The 18,314-nt window shown below is 71.9% G+C and carries 14 protein-coding genes and 1 pseudogene; 11 read left to right on the forward strand and 4 right to left on the reverse strand.

Features of this window, described 5'->3' with window-relative positions:
- Positions 1 to 61 precede the first annotated feature (61 nt).
- Positions 62 to 1,807: a bifunctional 3'-5' exonuclease/DNA polymerase gene (locus tag J7E97_RS01640; RefSeq protein ID WP_215021465.1), complete on the reverse strand. Its 1,746-nt coding sequence runs from the start codon at positions 1,805 to 1,807 to the stop codon at positions 62 to 64.
- 384 nt (positions 1,808 to 2,191) lie between these two features.
- Here J7E97_RS01640 and J7E97_RS01645 point away from each other — a divergent pair, with 384 nt between their 5' ends.
- From J7E97_RS01645 to J7E97_RS01655, 3 genes and pseudogenes are all read left to right on the forward strand, one after another.
- Entirely contained in the window at positions 2,192 to 3,358 is a 1,167-nt protein-coding gene (locus tag J7E97_RS01645) for a DUF2786 domain-containing protein (RefSeq protein WP_215021466.1), read from the forward strand.
- Between the two features lie 112 nt (positions 3,359 to 3,470).
- Positions 3,471 to 5,470, forward strand: a pseudogene (locus J7E97_RS01650) (FUSC family protein); the annotation flags it as partial.
- 107 nt (positions 5,471 to 5,577) lie between these two features.
- A complete protein-coding gene (locus J7E97_RS01655) occupies positions 5,578 to 5,814 on the forward strand; it encodes a DUF397 domain-containing protein (protein ID WP_112450436.1) in 237 nt (78 codons plus the stop codon).
- Between the two features lie 118 nt (positions 5,815 to 5,932).
- Here J7E97_RS01655 and J7E97_RS01660 read toward each other — a convergent pair whose 3' ends face one another.
- Positions 5,933 to 6,430 carry an ATP-binding protein gene (locus tag J7E97_RS01660; protein WP_251053584.1) on the reverse strand — a complete coding sequence of 166 codons (498 nt, stop codon included), beginning with the start codon at positions 6,428 to 6,430 and terminating at the stop codon, positions 5,933 to 5,935.
- 300 nt (positions 6,431 to 6,730) lie between these two features.
- On the opposite strand from J7E97_RS01660, the gene J7E97_RS01665 reads away from it, so the two are divergent.
- The 7 genes from J7E97_RS01665 (at position 6,731) to J7E97_RS01695 (ending at position 14,309) form a co-directional block, all read left to right on the forward strand.
- Positions 6,731 to 7,609 carry a helix-turn-helix transcriptional regulator gene (locus tag J7E97_RS01665; RefSeq protein WP_215021468.1) on the forward strand — a complete coding sequence of 293 codons (879 nt, stop codon included), beginning with the start codon at positions 6,731 to 6,733 and terminating at the stop codon, positions 7,607 to 7,609.
- 103 nt (positions 7,610 to 7,712) lie between these two features.
- Entirely contained in the window at positions 7,713 to 9,170 is a 1,458-nt protein-coding gene (locus tag J7E97_RS01670; RefSeq protein ID WP_215021469.1) for an aldehyde dehydrogenase family protein, read from the forward strand.
- 79 nt (positions 9,171 to 9,249) lie between these two features.
- Positions 9,250 to 11,325, forward strand: a complete 2,076-nt coding sequence (gene mrdA / locus J7E97_RS01675) for a penicillin-binding protein 2 (RefSeq protein ID WP_215021470.1) — start codon at positions 9,250 to 9,252, stop codon at positions 11,323 to 11,325.
- Positions 11,326 to 11,462: 137 nt separating this feature from the next.
- Positions 11,463 to 11,975: a DinB family protein gene (locus J7E97_RS01680; protein WP_215021471.1), complete on the forward strand. Its 513-nt coding sequence runs from the start codon at positions 11,463 to 11,465 to the stop codon at positions 11,973 to 11,975.
- 70 nt (positions 11,976 to 12,045) lie between these two features.
- Positions 12,046 to 12,645, forward strand: coding sequence for a PadR family transcriptional regulator (locus J7E97_RS01685; protein WP_215021472.1), 600 nt, complete (start codon positions 12,046 to 12,048; stop codon positions 12,643 to 12,645).
- Positions 12,646 to 12,718: 73 nt separating this feature from the next.
- Positions 12,719 to 13,477 (forward strand): MerR family transcriptional regulator, encoded by a 759-nt coding sequence (locus tag J7E97_RS01690; protein WP_215021473.1) that lies wholly within the window; start codon positions 12,719 to 12,721, stop codon positions 13,475 to 13,477.
- A gap of 130 nt (positions 13,478 to 13,607) precedes the next feature.
- Positions 13,608 to 14,309 (forward strand): DedA family protein, encoded by a 702-nt coding sequence (locus J7E97_RS01695; protein ID WP_215021474.1) that lies wholly within the window; start codon positions 13,608 to 13,610, stop codon positions 14,307 to 14,309.
- 14 nt (positions 14,310 to 14,323) lie between these two features.
- Here the strand turns inward: J7E97_RS01695 and J7E97_RS01700 are convergent, their stop codons facing one another.
- Both J7E97_RS01700 and J7E97_RS01705 read right to left on the reverse strand, forming a co-directional pair.
- Complete coding sequence (locus J7E97_RS01700) at positions 14,324 to 16,036, reverse strand: threonine/serine exporter family protein (protein WP_215021475.1); 1,713 nt, start codon at positions 16,034 to 16,036, stop codon at positions 14,324 to 14,326.
- Positions 16,037 to 16,176: 140 nt separating this feature from the next.
- Complete coding sequence (locus J7E97_RS01705) at positions 16,177 to 16,671, reverse strand: inorganic diphosphatase (RefSeq protein WP_215021489.1); 495 nt, start codon at positions 16,669 to 16,671, stop codon at positions 16,177 to 16,179.
- Between the two features lie 164 nt (positions 16,672 to 16,835).
- Here J7E97_RS01705 and dacB point away from each other — a divergent pair, with 164 nt between their 5' ends.
- On the forward strand, positions 16,836 to 18,278 hold the full coding sequence (dacB, locus tag J7E97_RS01710; RefSeq protein ID WP_308346204.1) for a D-alanyl-D-alanine carboxypeptidase/D-alanyl-D-alanine-endopeptidase: 1,443 nt from the start codon (positions 16,836 to 16,838) through the stop codon (positions 18,276 to 18,278).
- Positions 18,279 to 18,314: the final 36 nt, after the last annotated feature.

The following is an 18,314-nucleotide window of genomic DNA, read 5'->3' on the forward strand; positions in this document are numbered from 1 at the left end:
GGCCCGGGCTCGGTTCCGGTTCCGGCATCGGTTCCGGTTCCGGTTCCGGCGGTGGTCCGGGCTACTTCGCGTCCGCGTAGCACTCGACCACCGCCGTCGAGAACGGGAAGCGGACCGGTGTCTCCCCGAAGGTGATCCGGCCCGCCAGGTCGCCCGCCGCGCGGATCGCCGCGACCACCGCATCCGCCTCCTCCAGCGGGCAGTGGACGATGACCTCGTCGTGTTGGAAGAAGACGAGCTCGGCCCGCATCCCGGCCGCCGCGATCGACTGACGCAGGGCCGCGAGCAGCAGCAGCGCCCAGTCCGCGGCGCTGCCCTGCACCACGAAGTTGCGGGTGAAGCGGCCCCGCGCCCGCGCGTCGGTCGAGGCGTAGCTCGGAACCCAGCCGTCGGGGGCCTCCTCGGCGTCAGCGGCCCCGGCCGGCGGCGGGCAGGTCCGGCCCAGCCAGGTCCGTACGAGCCGGCCCTCCTCGCCCGCCTTCGCGGCGTCGTCCACGTACGCCACGGCCCGGGGGAACCGGCGGCGGAGCGCGGCCAGGTTCTTCAGGCCGTCCCCGGAGGTCTGCCCGTACACCGCGCCGAGCACGGCGAGTTTGGCCTTCTCGCGGTCGCCGGAGAAGCCCTGGCGGGAGATGGAGGCGTACAGGTCCTCGGGGCGGCCGGCCACCTCCATGAAGGCGGGGTCCCGGGAGATCGCGGCGAGCACCCGGGGCTCCATCTGGTCGGCGTCGGCCACGACGAGCCGCCAGCCCGGGTCGGCGACCACGGCCCGGCGGATCACCTTGGGGATCTGCAGGGCGCCGCCGCCGTTGGTGACCCAGCGGCCGGTGAACGTGCCGCCGGGGATGAACTCCGGGCGGAAACGGCCGTCGTGGACCCAGTCCTTGAGCCAGGCCCAGCCGTGGGCGGTGTAGATCCGGTACAGCTTCTTGAATTCGAGGAGCGGCGCCACGGCCGGGTGGTCGAGCTCCTGGATCTCCCAACGACGGGTGGACTTCAGCTTGAAACCGGCCTCCGCGAAGGCCTTGATGACGTCGGCGGGCAGTTCGGGCCGGACGCGCCGGCCGAAGGCCGCGGAGACGGTGTCGGCGAGCTCGGCGAGCCGCCGGGGCTGGCCGCCGCCCGCGTACCTCTCGCCGAGGAGCTCGGTGAGCAGTGCCCGGTGGACGTCGGCCCGCCAGGGCAGGCCCGCGCGGTTCATCTCGGCGGCTACGAGGAAGGCGGCCGACTCCGAGGCGATGAGCAGCCGCATGCGGGCGGGGTGGGCGGTGGCGTCGGCCCGCTTCGCCTGGTCGGCGTGGATGGCGATGAGCGCGTCGAGGGGGACGGGCGCGGGCTGGGGGTCGAAGAGGGAGTTCTGCGTGCCGGGCTCCGCCGCGCGCTGCGGGGGGTCGGGCGGTACGGGGGCGTTCGTCAGGCGGGCGAAGGCGGCGGCCGCCGAGCGGGGTTCGCCGAGGCGGCCCTCGTGGGCGAGGAGGAGCAGCTCGGCGTCCTCGATGTCGTGGCACCGGTCCACGCGGGCGCCGGCGGCGAGCAGGCGGGGGTAGACGGCGGCGGTGGAACGCCAGACCCAGCGGGTGCCGGCGGGGGCGGCGCGGATGGCGTCGGCGGGGTCGGTGGCGGTGACGGTGCCGGTGGCCGTGGGGCGGGGGGCCTTGGCTCCGCCGGTGGCTCCGCCCGTGGCTCCGCCCGGTGTGCTGCCCGTGGCTCCGCCCGTTGGGCCGCTCGCGGGGGCGTCGAGGGGCGCGGCGTGCCAGCGGCCGTCGGCGTCCTCGGCGAGGGCCCACCGGGGGGTGTGCTCGGTCATGGGTGCGAGTGTCCCACCGGGGTCTGACAGTGGTGGGACCTGCGGCGGGTGGCTCTGCCGTGCCCTGCGGGGGCTGTCCCCTACCCGCCCTTCGCCCGTTCCCCGGACTCCGCCCGGACCCTTCGGGGCTGCGCCCCGGACCCCCGGCGTCGGGGAGGCGGGATGCTCCCGTGCTCCGGGCTCCGGCCGGGCCTGCGCCTCAAACGCCGGCGGGGCTGGAGTGGTGGGCCTGTGCCTCGAGGCTTGGCGCGGGTCTGGGGTGGCCTTTCTTCGAGTGCCGGCGGGGGGTGGGGTGGGCTTCTGTTTGAGGCGGCATGGGGCGCGGCGGTGGGCTTGTGTTTGAGGCGGCATGGGGCGCCTCGGTGGGCGTGCCAAGCTGAAGGCGTGAGAGACATAGTCGAGCGGGCCTGTGAGGCCGCGCTGTACACCCAGGACGACGCCGGGCTGGATGCCGGGGCGTCGATGCTCGTCGCTCAGGGTGATCGGTGGGCCGGGGTCGGGCAGGCGCTGCTCGTGCGCGGGGAGGCGTACGTGCGCCAGGCGTGGGAGCGGGGCTGGCGGCCCGGGGACGTGCTGCGGCTCGTGCGGCGGGACCTGGAGCAGGTGCACGTGCGGATCGCCGAGGACCTGGTCGTCGCCGAGGCGCGGCGCTACGCGCGGCTGCCCGAGCGCTGGACCGACGCCGAGGCGTGGTGGGGGGACGACACCCGCTACGGCGAGCGGCTCGCGGAGCGGGAGCGGACCGACCGGTTCACTCTGGCCGGGGCCGTCCTGGAGGTCTTCCGGCTGCTGATCCGGCTGCCGTCCATCGAGCCGGTCGGCCCCCTGCCGGGGGACGCCACCGACGTGCTCGAACACGCCCACATCGAACCCCGCATGCTCGGCCGGATCCGGGCGCTCCTCGCGAAGGCAGAGGCGACCACCTTCCCGGAGGAGGCGGAGGCGCTCAGCGCCAAGGCCCAGGAGCTGATGGCCCGGCACACCGTGGACGAGGCCCTGCTCGCGGTGAAGACGGGCGTCAAGCAGATCCCCGGCGCGTGCCGGATCGGCGTAGAGGCCCCGTACGAGGAGGCCAAGGCGGTGCTGCTGGACGCCGTGGCGAGCGCGAACCGCTGCCGGTCCGTGTGGAACAGCGCCTACGAGTTCTCCACCGTCGTCGGCTTCGCGAGCGACCTGGAGGCGGTGGAGCTGCTCTACACCTCGCTGCTCGTGCAGGGCACGGCCGCCATGACCCGCGCCGAGGCCGGTCAGCGGGCGGGCGGGCGCAAGCGCACCAAGACCTTCAGACAGTCCTTCCTGCTCGCCTACGCGAGCCGGCTCGGCCAGCGGCTCGCCGAGACGGCCGGTCACACGGCGGCCGAGGCGCCCGACAACCTGCCCGCCCTGGTCGCCCGGGACGTGGCCGTCACCTCGCGGGCCGACGAGATGTTCCCCCGGACCACCACGACCCGGCTGCGCGGGGCCACCGACCTCGCGGGCTGGGAGGACGGCACGGCGGCCGCCGACCGCGCGCACATGGCGGACGGCAGCCGGCGGCCCTTGCGCAGCTAGCCCAGGCGGGGCGGGGCGGGTACGGGGTGTAGGTCTGCGGGGGTGGGTGCGGGGCGGGCGCCGGGCACGGGTACCGGTGCGGGCTGTGGCCTACGGGTACCGGTGCGGAGGGCGCGCCGCCGTCGGCCTCGCGCTCGTCGTCGGCGTGAGCCTCGCCCTCCTCGGGCCCGGCGCGGCCGCGAGCTCCGCCTTCGGCGCGTACATGGCCGCCATCGCCACCTTCCAGAAGAGCTGGCGGCCGCGTCCCGTCCTCGCCCTCTCCGCCGGGCTGACCCTGGCCGTCTCCACCTTCGTCGGCTACCTCGTCGGGTCCTCGCACGTCCTGGCCTTCATGCTGCTGCTCGCCGCCTGGTGCTTCGCGGCGGGTCTGATGTGGGCCGCCGGGCCCACCGCCGGCATGATCGCCTCCCGCAACGTCGCGATCATGCTGGTCACCGTCACCCTGCCGACCTCCGTGCCCCAGGCCGCCGGGCACGCCGCACTGATCGCCGCCGGCGGCGTGGTCCAAGCCCTGCTGATCGTCCTCTTTCCCGTCCGCCGCTGGGGCGCCCAGCGCGACGCCCTGGCCGACGCGCTCGCCGCCGAGGCCGACTACGCGCGCCGGCTGCGCCACGACCCGGTCGCCTCCTTCGACCCGCAGCCGCTGATGCGGGCGCGGGACGCGGCGACCGTGACGGTCCGCCAGGCCCGCCGCCGTCCCGCCGAGCTGCACGGGGCGCGGGGGCTCGCCCGGGGGTCCCCCCGGACGAAGTCTGGGGGAGGATCCGGCCGGTGTTGGCCTCGCTGGCCGACCCGGCGGTCGGGGCGCCGGGGGAGGGCCCGGCGCGGGACCGGGTGCGGGAGCTGCTCGCCGCGGCCGGGTCGGTGCTGGACGCCGCCGCGCACGCGATCCGGCACGGGGACCCCGTACGGCTGCCCGCGCCGGCCCTCGCGGTCCTCAAGGCGCCCGACACCGCCGATCTGTTCCGGGGGGCCCCGCTGCGGGCCGCCCACCGGCTCGCCGCCCTGCTGGACGACGTACTGGAAACCGCCGAGCCCGGCTCCGGGCGCACCGCCGAGCCGCAGGAGGCGATGCTGCGGCCCACGCTGTGGCAGCTCGCGCCGATGGTGCTGGCGTCCGTACGGGCCGAGCTGCGCCCCGGGTCCCCGATCCTGCGGCACGCCGTGCGCGTCAGCGCCGTGGCGTGCTCCGGCTACCTCATCGGCCACGCGCTGCCGCTCGGCCACGCCTACTGGGCCCCGATGGCCTCGGTGATGCTCATGCGGCCCGACTTCACCCAGACCTACACCCGGGCCGTCGCCCGCTTCGGCGGCACCCTGGTCGGGGTGCTCGTGGCCACCGCGGTGGTCCAGCTCGCGCATCCGGGGATGTACCTTTCGGGGCTGCTCGCCGTCATCAGCGCGGGGCTGATGTACACGCTGATGCGCACCGGGTACGCCGTCGCGATGGTCTTCGTCTCCGCGTACGTCGTCTTCCTGCTCGGCATGGGAGGCGTGCGCTGGGACCAGACGGTGCCCGACCGGGTCGCCCTCACGCTCCTCGGCGGCCTCTTCGCGATGGCCGCCTACGCCGTCTACCCGGCCTGGGAAACCCCCCGGCTGCGGACCCGGCTGGCCGACTGGCTGGCGGCCGGCGGCCGGTACGCGGCAGCCGTGCTCGGGCAGTACGCCGACCCGGCCGGGGCCCGGCGCGGGGACGTGCGGGCGGCCCTGCTGGAGGTCCGTGATGCCCGGATGGCCTGGCAGGAGGCGGTGGACCGGGCCGCGGGGGAGCCGGTGCGCCACCGCGGGATCTCGCGGGCGGCGGCCGACGACGCGGGCAACGCGCTGGCGGCGATGGGCCGTCACGCGATGCTGCTGGAGGCGCACCTCCCGGACCGGGCCGAGCCCCCGGACCCGGCCGCCGCCGCCCTGGCGCAGGCGCTGCGCACGGCGACGGAGGCGGGCGCGAAGGCGGTCCGCGAGCGCAAGGTGCCCCGGTGGGACGCGGTCCGCGCGGTACTGGCGGCCTGGGACGCCCCGGCGCCGAGCGTGCTGCGCGGGGCGGCGCAGCAGTTGCTGGACTCGCTCGACGAGGTCTCCGAGGCCTTGCGCGGCGGGCCTGGGAACTAGGCGCCGCAAGGCCCCGCGCCTCGTGCACGTGCATCTGCCCGTGCAGCTGTTCATGAACAGAGCTATGATCCCGTGCAGTTGACATCTGCACTATCCGGGGGCTTCCTGTGGACCACGCGTACAACGGGATGGCAGCTGCAGAGCTTGACGGTGTGACCTGGCAGAAGAGCAGACACAGCAACTCACAAGGTTCCTGTGTGGAGTTCGCGAAGCTGCCGGGCGGCGACGTCGCCATGCGCAACTCGCGGTTTCCGGACGGACCGGCACTCGTCTACACGCCGGCCGAGATAGAAGCGTTGCTGCTGGGTGTCAAGGACGGCGAGTTCGATCACCTGATCAGCTGAAAACTACTTCCCAGCACCGGGAAACAAGCCATGCACGTGCACTGGCCGGGACTGATCGCAATGATCAATCCCGGCCGGTTGTCGTATATGTGAGGGATGTGGCGCAGGCGCGCCCCGCTCAGTCCTGGAGCGAGAACAGCGCCCAGACCACCTTGCCGGTGAGCCGCCCCGCGAGCGGATGCCAGCCCCAGCTGTCGCTGTAGGAGTCGACGAGGAACAGCCCGCGCCCCGATTCCAGGTCGCAGTTCTGCTCCGTCTCGGCCGGCGCGAAGCTGCCGCTGGGCCGGTCCTCGCTGGGGTCCCGCACCGCGCACACCAGCCGGGTGCTCCACCGCATCAGGTGCAGCCGTACCGGGGGCAGCTCGGCCTCGCCGCCCCCGCCGCCAGGGCGGGAATCGTCCGGAAGGGCGTGCCGCAGCGCGTTGGTGACGAGCTCGGAGACCACCAGCGCGACGTCGTCGAAGCGCTCGTCGAGGCCCCACTGGGCGAGCGTGGAACGCGTGAAGGTGCGTGCTCCGCGTACCGCGTCGAACCGGGCGGGCAGTGCGCACGAGGCGGACCCGGAGACAGCCGTGGGGTCGACCGGGGGAAGTCCCTGCCGTAACGGCTCGAGCATGGTCGATCCATTCGTCCCCATGCGAGGCACTCCCGGGATTCGAAAGAACTGCGGGGCACGCAGGTGCGCGGGACCATGGTTCCGAATGCCGAAGCCGGATGCAAGGGCAGATGCACGTGCACGCGCCGGACCTGTCCGCTCCCGTGACGGTTCTTGCTCATTTCTTCCTACGCATACGTGCGGACTTCTTTTGCGGCAGGGGGGATTCCGTTACAGAACGAGTACGGACCGATGCGTTTTGGTGGCAGACTGCGGGCCCTGAGGGGCACGGGGGCCCCTGCGACGCGAGCCATCCAACGCATGGGGAGGGCAGGACTAGTGACCGCAGAAGCCAGTGGTTCTGTGGTGCGCCGCATTCTCCTGGGCTCACAGCTCAGGCGACTCCGGGAATCCCGCGGCATCACCCGGGAGGCGGCCGGCTACTCGATCCGCGCATCCGAATCGAAGATCAGCCGCTTGGAGTTGGGAAGGGTGAGCTTCAAGGCCAGAGACGTCGAGGACCTCCTCACGCTCTACGGAGTCACGGACGGCGCGGAGCGGGAGTCGCTCCTGGGCCTGGTCCGCGAGGCCAACGTGGCCGGCTGGTGGCACAGCTACGGAGACGTACTGCCGGGCTGGTTCCAGACGTACGTCGGTCTGGAAGGCGCCGCCTCCCTCATCCGCATCTACGAAGTCCAGTTCGTGCACGGCCTGTTGCAGACCGAGGCCTACGCCCAGGCGGTCGTCAGCCGCGGCATGCCCGGCGCCGGCCGCGCCGAGATCGACCGCCGCGTCGCGCTGCGCCTGGAGCGCCAAAAGGTCCTGGTCTCCGAGAACTCCCCGGTCTTCCACGCCGTCCTCGACGAGGCCGCGCTGCGCCGCCCTTACGGCGACCGCGAGGTGATGCGCGGTCAGCTGGAGCACCTCATCGAGATCTCGCAGCGGCCGAACGTGCAGCTGCAGGTGATGCCGTTCTCCTTCGGCGGCCACTCCGGTGAGAGCGGCGCGTTCACGCTGCTGCGATTCCCCGATTCCGAGCTCCAGGACGTCGTCTATCTGGAACAGCTCACCAGTGCCCTCTACCTGGACAAGGAGGAGGAAGTGAGGCAGTACGAGCGGGCGATGCTCCGCCTCCAGGCGGACTGCCCGGACCCCGGCCAGACCCGCGATCTCCTCCGCGGTCTTCTTCAACTGTCTTGATTCGCACGTAGTATGACGTCCGATCAGTGCGTGACCGAACGGCCTTAACGATCGATCGGGATCCGGTGCAGCGCAAGGACGCGCGCTCGCAGTAAGGGATGGCATGTCCATATTCGACGACGTGGCTCACCAGTACATCGACGGCGAATGGCTGGCCGGTACCGGTTCCTGGGACATCATCGACGTCAACCCGTACAACGGGGAGAAGTTGGCGGCCATCACCGTGGCGACGGTCGAGCAGGTCGACCTGGCCTACCGCGCCGCCGAGCGCGCCCAGAAGGAATGGGCCGCCACCAGCCCGTACGCCAGACGCGCCGTTTTGGAACGCGTCCTTCGGATCACCGAGGAGCGCGAGAAGGAGATCGTCGAGGCGATGATCGACGAGCTCGGCGGGACCCGTCCCAAGGCCGAGTACGAGGTCCGCCTCGCGCTGGAGTTCGTCCGCGAGGCCATGCAGCTGGCCGTGCGGCCCGAGGGCCGCATCGTGGCCTCGCCGGTCCAGGGCAAGGAGAACCGGGTCCAGCGACTGCCCGTCGGGGTCGTCGCCGTCATCAGCCCCTTCAACTTCCCCTTCCTCGTCACCATGAAGTCGGTCGCCCCGGCCCTGGCGCTCGGCAACGCCGTCGTCATCAAGCCGAACCAGAACGCGCCCGTGGTCGGCGGCGGGCTCATCGCCAAGGTCTTCGAGGACGCCGGTCTCCCGGCCGGCCTGCTCAACGTCCTGGTCACCGACATCGCCGAGATAGGCGACGCGATCCTGACCCACCCCGTCCCCAAGGTCATCTCCTTCGCCGGCTCCGACCGGGTCGGCCGCCACGTCGGCGCGGTCGCCGCCCGCCACTTCAAGCGGACCGTCCTGGAGCTCAGCGGCAACAGCGCGCTGGTCGTCCTCGACGACGCCGACCTCGACTACGCGGTGGACGCGGCCGTCTTCAGCCGCTTCGTCTACCAGGGCCAGGTCTGCATGGCCGCCAACCGGATCCTGGTCGACGCCTCCGTCGCCGAGGAGTTCACCGAGAAGTTCACCGCCCGCGTGCGCGCCCTGAAGACGGGCGACCCGCACGACGCCGACACCCAGATCGGCCCCCTGATCAACGCCTCCCAGGCCGACGCCCTCACCGCGCTCGTCGACCGGGCCGTGGACGCCGGGGCACGGGCCCTCGTACGGGGTTCTACGCGCGGCAACCTGGTCGAGCCGACCGTGCTGGCAGGACTCCCCGAGGACTCGCCGCTGCTCGCCCAGGAGATCTTCGGCCCCGTCGCGCTCCTCGTCGTCTTCGACGGCGAGGACGAGGCGGTCCGGCTGACCAACTCGACCCCCTACGGACTCAGCGGCGCCGTCCACACGCGCGACGTCGAGCGCGGGGTCCGCTTCGCGCAGCGCATCGAGACCGGGATGATCCACGTCAACGACTCCACCATCGGCGACGAGCCGCTGGCGGCGTTCGGCGGCGAGAAGGCCTCGGGCCTGGGACGGCTGAACGGCGACGCCACGGTCGAGGCCTTCACCACCCAGAAATGGATCTCGGTGCAGCACGGCCGGACGCACTTCCCGTTTTAGCGCCGTGGCCGGGAAGGCGATCCGGTCACCGCACTAGACTCGGGCGGGTCAGGCCAGGGACGTCCGGGGGAGAGCCGAGTTGAGCAACATACCGGAGACCGGGCGCACACCCAGGGTCCAGAACCGGCTCGTCATGATCCAGATCGTGGTGTTCTCGCTGCTGCTCACCCTCGGTGGCCGCCTCTGGTACCTGCAGATACGCAACGGCCAGGAGTACACGGACGAGGCGAAGAACAACCACACCCAGCAGGTGGTCCAGCCCGCCGTGCGCGGTGCGATCCTCGACTCCCGAGGGATCCCGCTCGCCGACAACGAGACCCGCATGGTGGTCTCCGCCAGCCGCACCGAGCTCTCCAAGATGAAGGACCGCGGCAAAGAGGTGCTGACCCACCTCGCCGGGGTGCTGGGCCTGCCGCCCGAGGACGTCATCAACGGCGTCCGGCTGTGCGACGCCAAGACCCCCAAGCCCTGCTGGAACGGCTCCCCGTACCAGCCGATCCCCATCACCGACGAGGCGACCACCGAGCAGGTCCTGGAGATACGGGAGCACGCCGAGCGCTTCCCCGGCATCACCGCCGAACCGACCGCCCTGCGCCGCTACGCCGGCCCCGACGGCGCCAACACCTCCCAGGTGCTCGGCTACCTGTCCCCGGTGACCGACGCGGAGATCTCCAAGGCGAAGGACTCCGACTCCCCGTACCTGCGCTCCGACCAGGTGGGCCGCAGCGGCCTGGAGCGCACCTACGACAAGGAGCTGCGCGGCAAGGCGGGCATCACCCGCTACGAGGTCGACAACCTCGGCCGGGTCATCGGCGAGGGCGTGAGCGACAAGGCGCTGCCCGGCGCGAACATCGTGACCTCGATCGACTCGCGCGTGCAGGCGGTGGCCGAGCGCGAGCTGAACAACGCGATGATCGAAGCCCGCAAGGGCTACGACAAGAACACGCGCCGCAACTACGAGGCCGACTCCGGCGCCGTCGTGGTCATGGAGGCCAAGACCGGCCGGGTCGTCGCGATGGCGTCCAACCCGACCTACGACCCGAACGCCTGGGTCGGCGGCATCTCCGCGAAGGACTACGCCTCCCTCACCGACAAGAAATCGAACTACCCGCTGCTCAACCGCGCCATCCAGGGCCAGGCCGCCCCCGGCTCGATCTTCAAGGTGGTCTCCTCGACGGCCGCGGTCAACGCCGGCTACCCCTTCAACAACCGCTACGGCTGCCCGAGCTCGTACTCCGTCGGCAGTCAGGTCTTCACCAACTTCGAGTCCCAGGGCTACGGCGACATCACCATCGGCAAGGCCCTGGAGGTGTCGTGCGACACCGTCTACTACGCCATCGCCGACAAGGAGTGGAAGAAGGACGGCGGCATCAAGCCCAAGGCGCAGCCCGGCGACTGGTTCTTCAAGACCGCGCACCAATTCGGCCTCGGCAAGCGCACCGGCATCGACCTCCCCAACGAGGTCCCCGGCCGGGTCCCCGACCGCCAGTGGAAGAAGGACTTCTTCGAGGCGAACAAGGCCGCCTGGTGCCGCGACGGCAAGAAGGACGGCTCCTACGCCGAGAAGATCGCCTACGAGAACTGCCGCCAGGGCAACCAGCTCCGCGAGGGCGACGCGATCAACTACTCCATCGGCCAGGGCGACACCCTCGTCACCCCGATCCAGATGGCGTCCGTCTACGCCGCCATCGCCAACGGGGGCACGCTCCACCAGCCCAGCATCGGCAAGGCCGTGGTCAGCGCCGACGGCGCCACGGTGAAGGAGATCGCGCCGAAGGAGCAGGGCAGGCTCCCGATGGACGCGAAGCTGCGCGACAACATCGACGGCGCCCTGGCCGACGTGGCCACCACCGGCAGCGCGGCCTGGCGCTTCGGCGGCTGGCCGCAGAAGCAGATCCCGATGCACGCGAAGACCGGTACGGCCGAGGTCCAGGGCAAGCAGACCACCTCGTGGTTCGCCTCCTACACCGAGGACTACGCGATCGTGATGACGATCTCCCAGGGCGGCACCGGCTCCGGAGCCTCGGGGCCGGCCGTCCGCAACATCTACGAAGCGATGTACGGCTTGGACGAGAAGGGCGGTCAGGACCTGTCGAAGGCCCTGCTCCCGAAGCCGCGGACGGAACTCCCGCCGACGCGCCAAGAAGGCCAGTGATTGCGGACAGAAGTTGACCGCAAGCTTTCGTAACGTGGTTCTTGTCAGCAGGTGCAGCAGCTTCAGCAGGCTCCGCAGCTTCACCAGACGCATGCAGACGCAGACGCGGATAACCCGAAACAGAAGGTGGTCAGGTCATGGCTCAGCTTTCCACGGAGGTCCCCGGCGACGAGCGCGGCACGCTCCTCGCCTTCGTCGAGGCCCAGCGCACGGCGGTCCGCGAGACGCTTGAGGGACTGAGCGAGGAGCAGGCCGCGAGCCGCCCCAGCGTCAGTGAGCTCTCGCTCTCCGGCCTGGCGAAGCACGTGGCCGAGGTCGAGCTGGCCTGGCTGCGGATGGCTCAGCAGCGGCCCAACGAGCGCCTGCGCACCGGAGACAGCCGGGCCGAGGGCTTCCGGCTGGGCGAGGGCGAGACCATCCCCGGCGTCCTGGCCTTCTGGGACGGGGTCGCCCGGGAGACGGCGGAGTTCATCGAGGCCGCCTCCAGCCTCGACGAGACGTTCCCGCTCCCCGAGGCGCCCTGGTTCCCGAAGGACGGCAAGGTCTCGCTGCGCTGGATGCTCCTTCACCTGGTGGAGGAGTTCGCCCGCCACGCGGGCCACGCGGACATCATCCGTGAATCCCTCGACGGCACCCGCGCGATGGGCTAGTGCCCTGACCGGCGGTCGGCAGCCCCCGGGGGTCCGTTCCGTCCCGCGGACGGGTCAGTAGCCTGGCCGCATGTCAGCGATCCGCCTCCTCGTCCTCGGCGCCGTCCGCCAGCACGGGCGGGCCCACGGGTACCAGGTCCGCGCCGACCTCGAGTTCTGGGGCGCGCACGAGTGGTCGAACACCCAGCCCGGGTCGATCTACCACGCGCTGAAGCAGATGGCGAAGCAGGGCGTACTGCTGGCCCACGAGGTCGGCCCGTCCGCCGCGGGCGGCCCGCCGCGGACCGAGTACGAGCTGACGGAGGCGGGCCGCGCGGAGTACTTCAAGCTGCTCCGCGAGGCCCTGTCCTCCTACGACCAGAAGCCCGACGTCCTCACCTCCGCCCTCGGCTTCATGGTCGACCTCCCCCGCGCGGACGCCCTCGCGCTGCTGCGCGAACGCCTGGGCCGCCTCGCCGCCTGGCGCTCGGCCGTCACCGACCACTACGTCCCCGAGGGCGGACCCGAGCCGCTGGGCCACATCGGCGAGATCATGCGCCGCTGGGTCTCCTCGGCGGACGCGGAAGCGGACTGGACCCGGGGGCTCATCGACCGGATCGAGGCCGGGGCGTACTCCTTCGCGGACGACCCGGGCAACCCCTTCGAGGGGGTCCTCGCCGCGTCTTCCTGACCCCGCACTTGCACCTCACGCGGCGTGAGGGCTCAGGGTGGAGTGCGTACCCAAGGAAGAGGAGCGGAAAGAGATGAGCCACTCCGTGGGCCAGGTCGCCGGATTCGCCGGAGTCACGGTGCGCACCCTGCACCACTACGACGAGATCGGGCTGCTCTCCCCGAGCGGCCGCAGCCCTGCGGGACACCGGCGGTACGACGACGCCGACCTCGACCGGCTGCAGCGGATCCTGTTCTACCGGGAGCTCGGCTTCCCGCTCGAAGAGGTCGCGGTCCTGCTGGACGACCCGGAATCGGACCCGGGGGAGCACCTGCGCCGGCAGCACGCCCTCCTGTCCGGCCGGATCGACCGGCTCCAGCGGATGGCCAAGGCCGTTGAGCACGCCATGGAGGCGCACAAGATGGGCATCAACCTCACGCCCGAGGAACGGTTCGAGGTCTTCGGGGACTTCGACCCCGACGAGCACGCCGAGGAGGCGCGGCGCCGCTGGGGCGGCACGGACGCGTACAAGGAGTCGGCCCGCCTGACGGCCTCGTACACGAAGGCCGACTGGCAGCGGATCACGGCCCGGGCCGAGGACATCAACCGGCGGCTCGCCGCCCTGCTGGACGCGGGCGCGGACCCGGAGTCCGAGGAGGCCATGGACCTCGCCGAGGAGCACCGCGGCTGGATCGACGCGAGCTACTACTCCTGCACCTACGAGATCCATGTCCGCCTCGGCGAGATGTACGTCGCGGACGAGCGGTTCGCGGCCTACTACGAGGCCGTCCGGCCGGGCCTGGCGGTGTTCGTGCGCGACGCGATCACGGCGAACGCGGTCCGCATGGCGTAGGACGTGCGCGCACGCACGCGGCCCCCCGCGGGACCTGGAACCGGGTGGGGGCCGCGTGCGTTCATAATTGAGACCACCGCCATGACACGCCGCACCGCCGAACCCCCCGATCCAGGAGACCCCGGAACTCGTGAATACCCTTGCGCTCGGCCCTCAGTGGCTGTCCCCGGAGTATCTGATCGGGCAGTTCGGCCTGATCGGCATCCTGGTCATCGTCTTCGCGGAATCGGGTCTCTTCGCGTTCCTGCCCGGAGACTCCCTGCTGTTCACGGCGGGCCTGTTCGTCGCGAGCGGCAGCATCAGCCAGCCCCTGTGGCTGGTGTGCACCCTGATCGTGGCCGCCGCGATCCTGGGTGACCAGGTGGGTTACATGATCGGCAAGGTCTTCGGCCCGAAGATCTTCAACCGGCCGAATTCCAGGCTCTTCAAGCGCGAGAACCTCGACGCGGCGCACGATTTCATGGAGAAGCACGGCCCCAAGGCCATCGTGCTCGCGCGCTTCGTGCCGATCATCCGCACCTTCGCGCCGATGGTCGCGGGCGCGACGGCGATGAAGTACCGCACCTTCCTGATGTTCAACGTCATCGGCGGCGTCATGTGGGGCGCGGGCGTCACGGTCCTGGGCTACCAGCTCGGGCAGTTCGAGATGATCAAGAAGAACATCGAGCCGATCTTCATCGGCATCGTCCTGATCTCCGTCATCCCGGTGATCTTCGAGGTGCTGAAGTCCCGCAAGAACAAGAAGGCGGCCCGGGAGGCCGGCGGGCGGTCCGCCACCGGCGATGACCCGCAGGCCCCCGGCCAGCGCAGCGGCCGCCACGCGAAGCGCTAGGACGGCCCTCGGGCCTAGAAGCCCCTCGTGCGCTTCGCCGCGCGGCGCTTGGCCGCGCTCGCGGCGCCGGGGATCCGCATGAAGAGGCGGGACGTCTCCGAGCCGAGGTTGACGCCGATCGCGATGGCGAGCGCGACGGCGACGGCGTTCGTCAGCGAGGCCAGCCCCTCGTTCAGCCGGTTCTCGGCGATCAGCAGCAGCCCGTAGTACGTGGCCGAGCCCGGCAGCAGCGGGCCGATGGCCGCCGTGACGAAGGGCAGGGCCGAGGAGACGCGGTGGCGGGACAGGAGCTGTCCGAAGAGGCCGACCAGCCCGGCCGCGATGGCGGTGGACGGCACCGCGGGGACCTCTCCCGCGTAGTGCAGGGCTCCGTAGACCGTCCAGGCGACCCCGCCGTTCAGCGCCACGATCCACACGGTGGAACGTTCCTGCTGGAGCAGGATCGCGAACGTGAACACCAGAACGATCGAGGCGGCGATCTGGAGCGCCGGCCGCTGGGTGATCTGGAGTGCTTCCTCCGGTCGGGGCGAGGAGCCGAACTGGAGGCCGATGTAGAGCACCACCAGGACGCCCATGATGATGCCGATGAAGAAGTACATGACCTCCAGCAGCCGGGCGGAGGCGGTGATGTAGTAGCCGGTCAGGCCGTCCTGGACGGCCGCCACCAGGGCTCTTCCCGGCAGCAGCGCGAACAGCCCGCCGGTGATCACGGCGGAGGAGCGCACGTCGGGCTCGACGAGCTTGAGGGCCACGCCCATCGCGGCCGGCGGCATCGCCGCGACCACGAACTGGTAGAACTCCGGCAGCCCGCGCCCCGCGCAGATCCAGGCCAGCCGGTCCCCGAGCACCGCTCCGAGTGCGGCTGCGAAGAAGACGAGGACGCCGCCGCCGACCAGGGTGGAGGCCGCTCCGGCGAGCAGCCCGGCGGCCGCGGTGAGCATCCAGCCCGGGTACGGGTGCCGGTTGCGGCGGATCTCGGCGAGGCGGCGGTACGCGTCCTCCAGCGAGATCTCCAGCTCGTGCGCGCTGATGTCGTTGACGAGGCGGAAGACGGCCGAGAGCCGGTTGTAGTCGGTGCCCCGGCGGCGCACGGTGCGGTTCGCCGAGACCGGGTCGTCCACCAGCGAGGGCTGGTAGCTGATCGACAGCAGGGTGAAGGTGACGGTCGGCTCACAGCGGTCGAGCCCGTAGCTGCGGGCCACCGCGAACATCGCGGCCTCCACGTCCTCGGCGCCCTCGCCGCCCGCGAGCAGCAGCTCGCCGATGCGCAGCGTCAGGTCGAGCACGCGGCCCACGGCGGGCCCGGACTCGACGGCGATCTTCTGCGAGGGCTCCGGGACCGGCCGGACGTCCACCGGCATGCGCAGCATGGTGCGCATCCGGTCCTGCCAGAGGGAGTCCTTCGTCAGGGAGACGGGGAAGGCGGGGCCGGTGTAGGCCGGCGGGGACTGCGCGGCGCTGTAGGTGTGCGGGGTGGCGAAGGCGGACCCCTCGGGCTCCACGGCCACGGAGGCGAGCCCGTCGGGGACGGAGAACTCCGACGTCGGCTGGTCCTCCTCGGTGGCCTCGGGCTCCACCCCGACCCCGTCGGGCACGGCGAACGCGCTGTGCGCCTCGTCCGATTTCGGCTTCCGGTCCTCGGTCCCGGATGCTTCGCCCTCCGCCACGCGTCCTCCAGTCCCCGGCCGGCAGTGTCCGGCCGGCCCGTGATCAGTATGCGGAACCATGGCGTCCACGGCGAAGCCGGTCGGCCCCCGGCAACCTTTCCGCCCCGGGGCACGACGACGGGCGGCACCCGAAGGGGTACCGCCCGCGTGGTGTCACAGGGGTGGCGGGAGGACCCGCTCACCCGTCACCGGCCCGGAGGTCAGTGGTGGTCGCCCTGCGCCTGGAGGCGCTTGTACGAGGCCTCGATCTCGGCCTCGGCCTCGGTGCGGCCGACCCAGTTCGCGCCCTCGACGGACTTGCCCGGCTCCAGGTCCTTGTAGACCTCGAAGAAGTGCTGGATCTCCAGGCGGTCGAACTCGGACACGTGGTGGATGTCCCGGAGGTGCTCCACGCGCGGGTCGGAGGCCGGCACGCACAGCAGCTTGTCGTCGCCGCCCGCCTCGTCCGTCATCCGGAACATGCCGATCGCGCGGCACTTGATCAGGCAGCCGGGGAAGGTCGGCTCGTCGAGGATGACGAGCGCGTCCAGCGGGTCGCCGTCCTCGCCGAGGGTGTTCTCGACGAAGCCGTAGTCGGCCGGGTAGCTGGTCGAAGTGAAGAGGCGACGGTCCAGGCGGATCCGGCCGGTCTCGTGGTCCACCTCGTACTTGTTCCGCGAACCCTTGGGGATCTCGATGGTGACGTCGAACTCCACGTCCTGCTCCTCCATGATCAGCTTCATTGCTTCGAGACTGCGTCCGGTTCACCTGCGTGCATGTCGGGCCCAGCCCTGCCGGGTGGGGTGCCATGCTCGCGGCAAGACGCAGTGGTTAAGTGTCCCTCACGCATATGTGTGATCGCGAAAGGGGCTGGTCCGAGGTGCCATTGGTCAAGACGTGGCAGCTCATCGCGGTGTCGGCCGTGGCCGGCCTCGCCCTGTCGGCCGTGACGGTTGCCGCCGCGGGTCCGTGGGACTCCGGCCAGCGTAAGGCCGAGCGGGACGAGGCCGCCTCTTGGGGCCGTACGGGTGGCGTAGATCACGGTGAAGCGGGCGTCCCCGGGGCTCCGCGGGCCGCTCCCAGCGCCCCCGGCGTGCTCGCCGGCGTCCGGCCCCCCGGAGCGGGCTCCGGCGAGCAGGCCGGAGCGGGGAATTCCGGATCGATCGGCGCCGCGCTGCGGCCGCTGCTCGCCGACTCGGCGCTCGGGACCGTCCGGGCCGCCTCGGTGATCGACACGGCCACCGGGCAGGTCCTCTACGAGTCCGGGGCCCGCGAGGCGATGACCCCCGCCTCCACCATAAAGATCGCCACGGCCGCGGCCGCGCTCGCCGCCCTCGGACCCGACCACCGGATCCCGACCACCGTGACGCCCGGCCCCGGCCCCGGGCGGATCGTCCTGGTCGGCGGCGGCGACCCCTCGCTCACCGCCAAGAAGAAGGCCCCCGCCGGATCCGGCGGCAGCCTCGTCGCGCTCGCCGCCGACACCGCCCAGGCCCTCAAGGCCGCCGGCACCGACTCCGTCGTCCTCGGCTACGACGACACGCTCTACACCGGCCCGGCCCGCCACCCGATCGGCGCCAACGACAACATCGCCCCGGTCACCGCCCTGACGGCCGACGAGGGCCGCACCGACGAATCCTTCTCCGGACCCGTCCGGCGCGGCGACGACCCCTCCAAGGACACCGCCCGCGCCTTCGCCGCCCTCCTCGCCGAACGCGGGGTCAAGGTGAGCGCGGAACCCGCCAAGGCCAAGGCCCCGGCCGGCGCGGCCCCGCTCGCCGTCACGCTCTCGACCCCGCTCTCCGGGCTCGTCGAGCGGATGCTGACCCACAGCGACAACGACATCGCCGAAGCCCTGGCCCGCCAGACCGCCCTCGCCTCCGGGCAGCCCGCGAGCTTCGAGGGGGTCGAGAAGGCCGTCGGAGCCAAGCTCGCCTCCCTCGGCATCGACACCGCCGGCTCCCGGTTCGCCGACGGCAGCGGCCTGAACCGCGCCGACAAGGTCAGCGCCGGACTCCTGACCGCCCTGCTCGTCAAGGCCGCCGATCCGCAGCGCCCCGAGCTGCGGCCCGTCCTCACCGGACTGCCCGTCGCCGGATTCACCGGGACCCTGCGCACCCGGAACTCCGGCACCTCCCCGGCGGCCGGCCTGCTCCGCGCCAAGACGGGCACCCTGACCGGCGTGAACTCCCTCGCCGGCACCGTCGTCGACCCCTCCGGGCGACTGCTGGCCTTCGCGTTCCTGACCGCGAACGCCCCCGACCCGGGCGCCGCCGAGAAGAGCCTCGACAAGCTCGCGGCGGCCGTGGCCACCGCTTCCTAGGCCGACAGGCCCAAGGGGATCCGCCGACGCGCCGGT

It is taken from the genome of Streptomyces sp. ISL-66 (genome assembly GCF_018614135.1).
Classification (GTDB): Bacteria; Actinomycetota; Actinomycetes; order Streptomycetales; family Streptomycetaceae; genus Streptomyces.

Bases quoted from the DNA above. Each gene is read 5' to 3' on its own strand.
- J7E97_RS01640 (WP_215021465.1), bottom strand. From the start codon at position 1,807: ATGACCGAGCACACCCCCCGGTGGGCCCTCGCCGAGGACGCCGACGGC.
- J7E97_RS01660 (WP_251053584.1), bottom strand. From the start codon at position 6,430: ATGCTCGAGCCGTTACGGCAGGGACTTCCCCCGGTCGACCCCACGGCT.
- J7E97_RS01665 (WP_215021468.1), top strand. From the start codon at position 6,731: ATGGGGAGGGCAGGACTAGTGACCGCAGAAGCCAGTGGTTCTGTGGTG.
- J7E97_RS01670 (WP_215021469.1), top strand. From the start codon at position 7,713: ATGTCCATATTCGACGACGTGGCTCACCAGTACATCGACGGCGAATGG.
- J7E97_RS01680 (WP_215021471.1), top strand. From the start codon at position 11,463: ATGGCTCAGCTTTCCACGGAGGTCCCCGGCGACGAGCGCGGCACGCTC.
- J7E97_RS01685 (WP_215021472.1), top strand. From the start codon at position 12,046: ATGTCAGCGATCCGCCTCCTCGTCCTCGGCGCCGTCCGCCAGCACGGG.
- J7E97_RS01690 (WP_215021473.1), top strand. From the start codon at position 12,719: ATGAGCCACTCCGTGGGCCAGGTCGCCGGATTCGCCGGAGTCACGGTG.
- J7E97_RS01700 (WP_215021475.1), bottom strand. From the start codon at position 16,036: ATGGTTCCGCATACTGATCACGGGCCGGCCGGACACTGCCGGCCGGGG.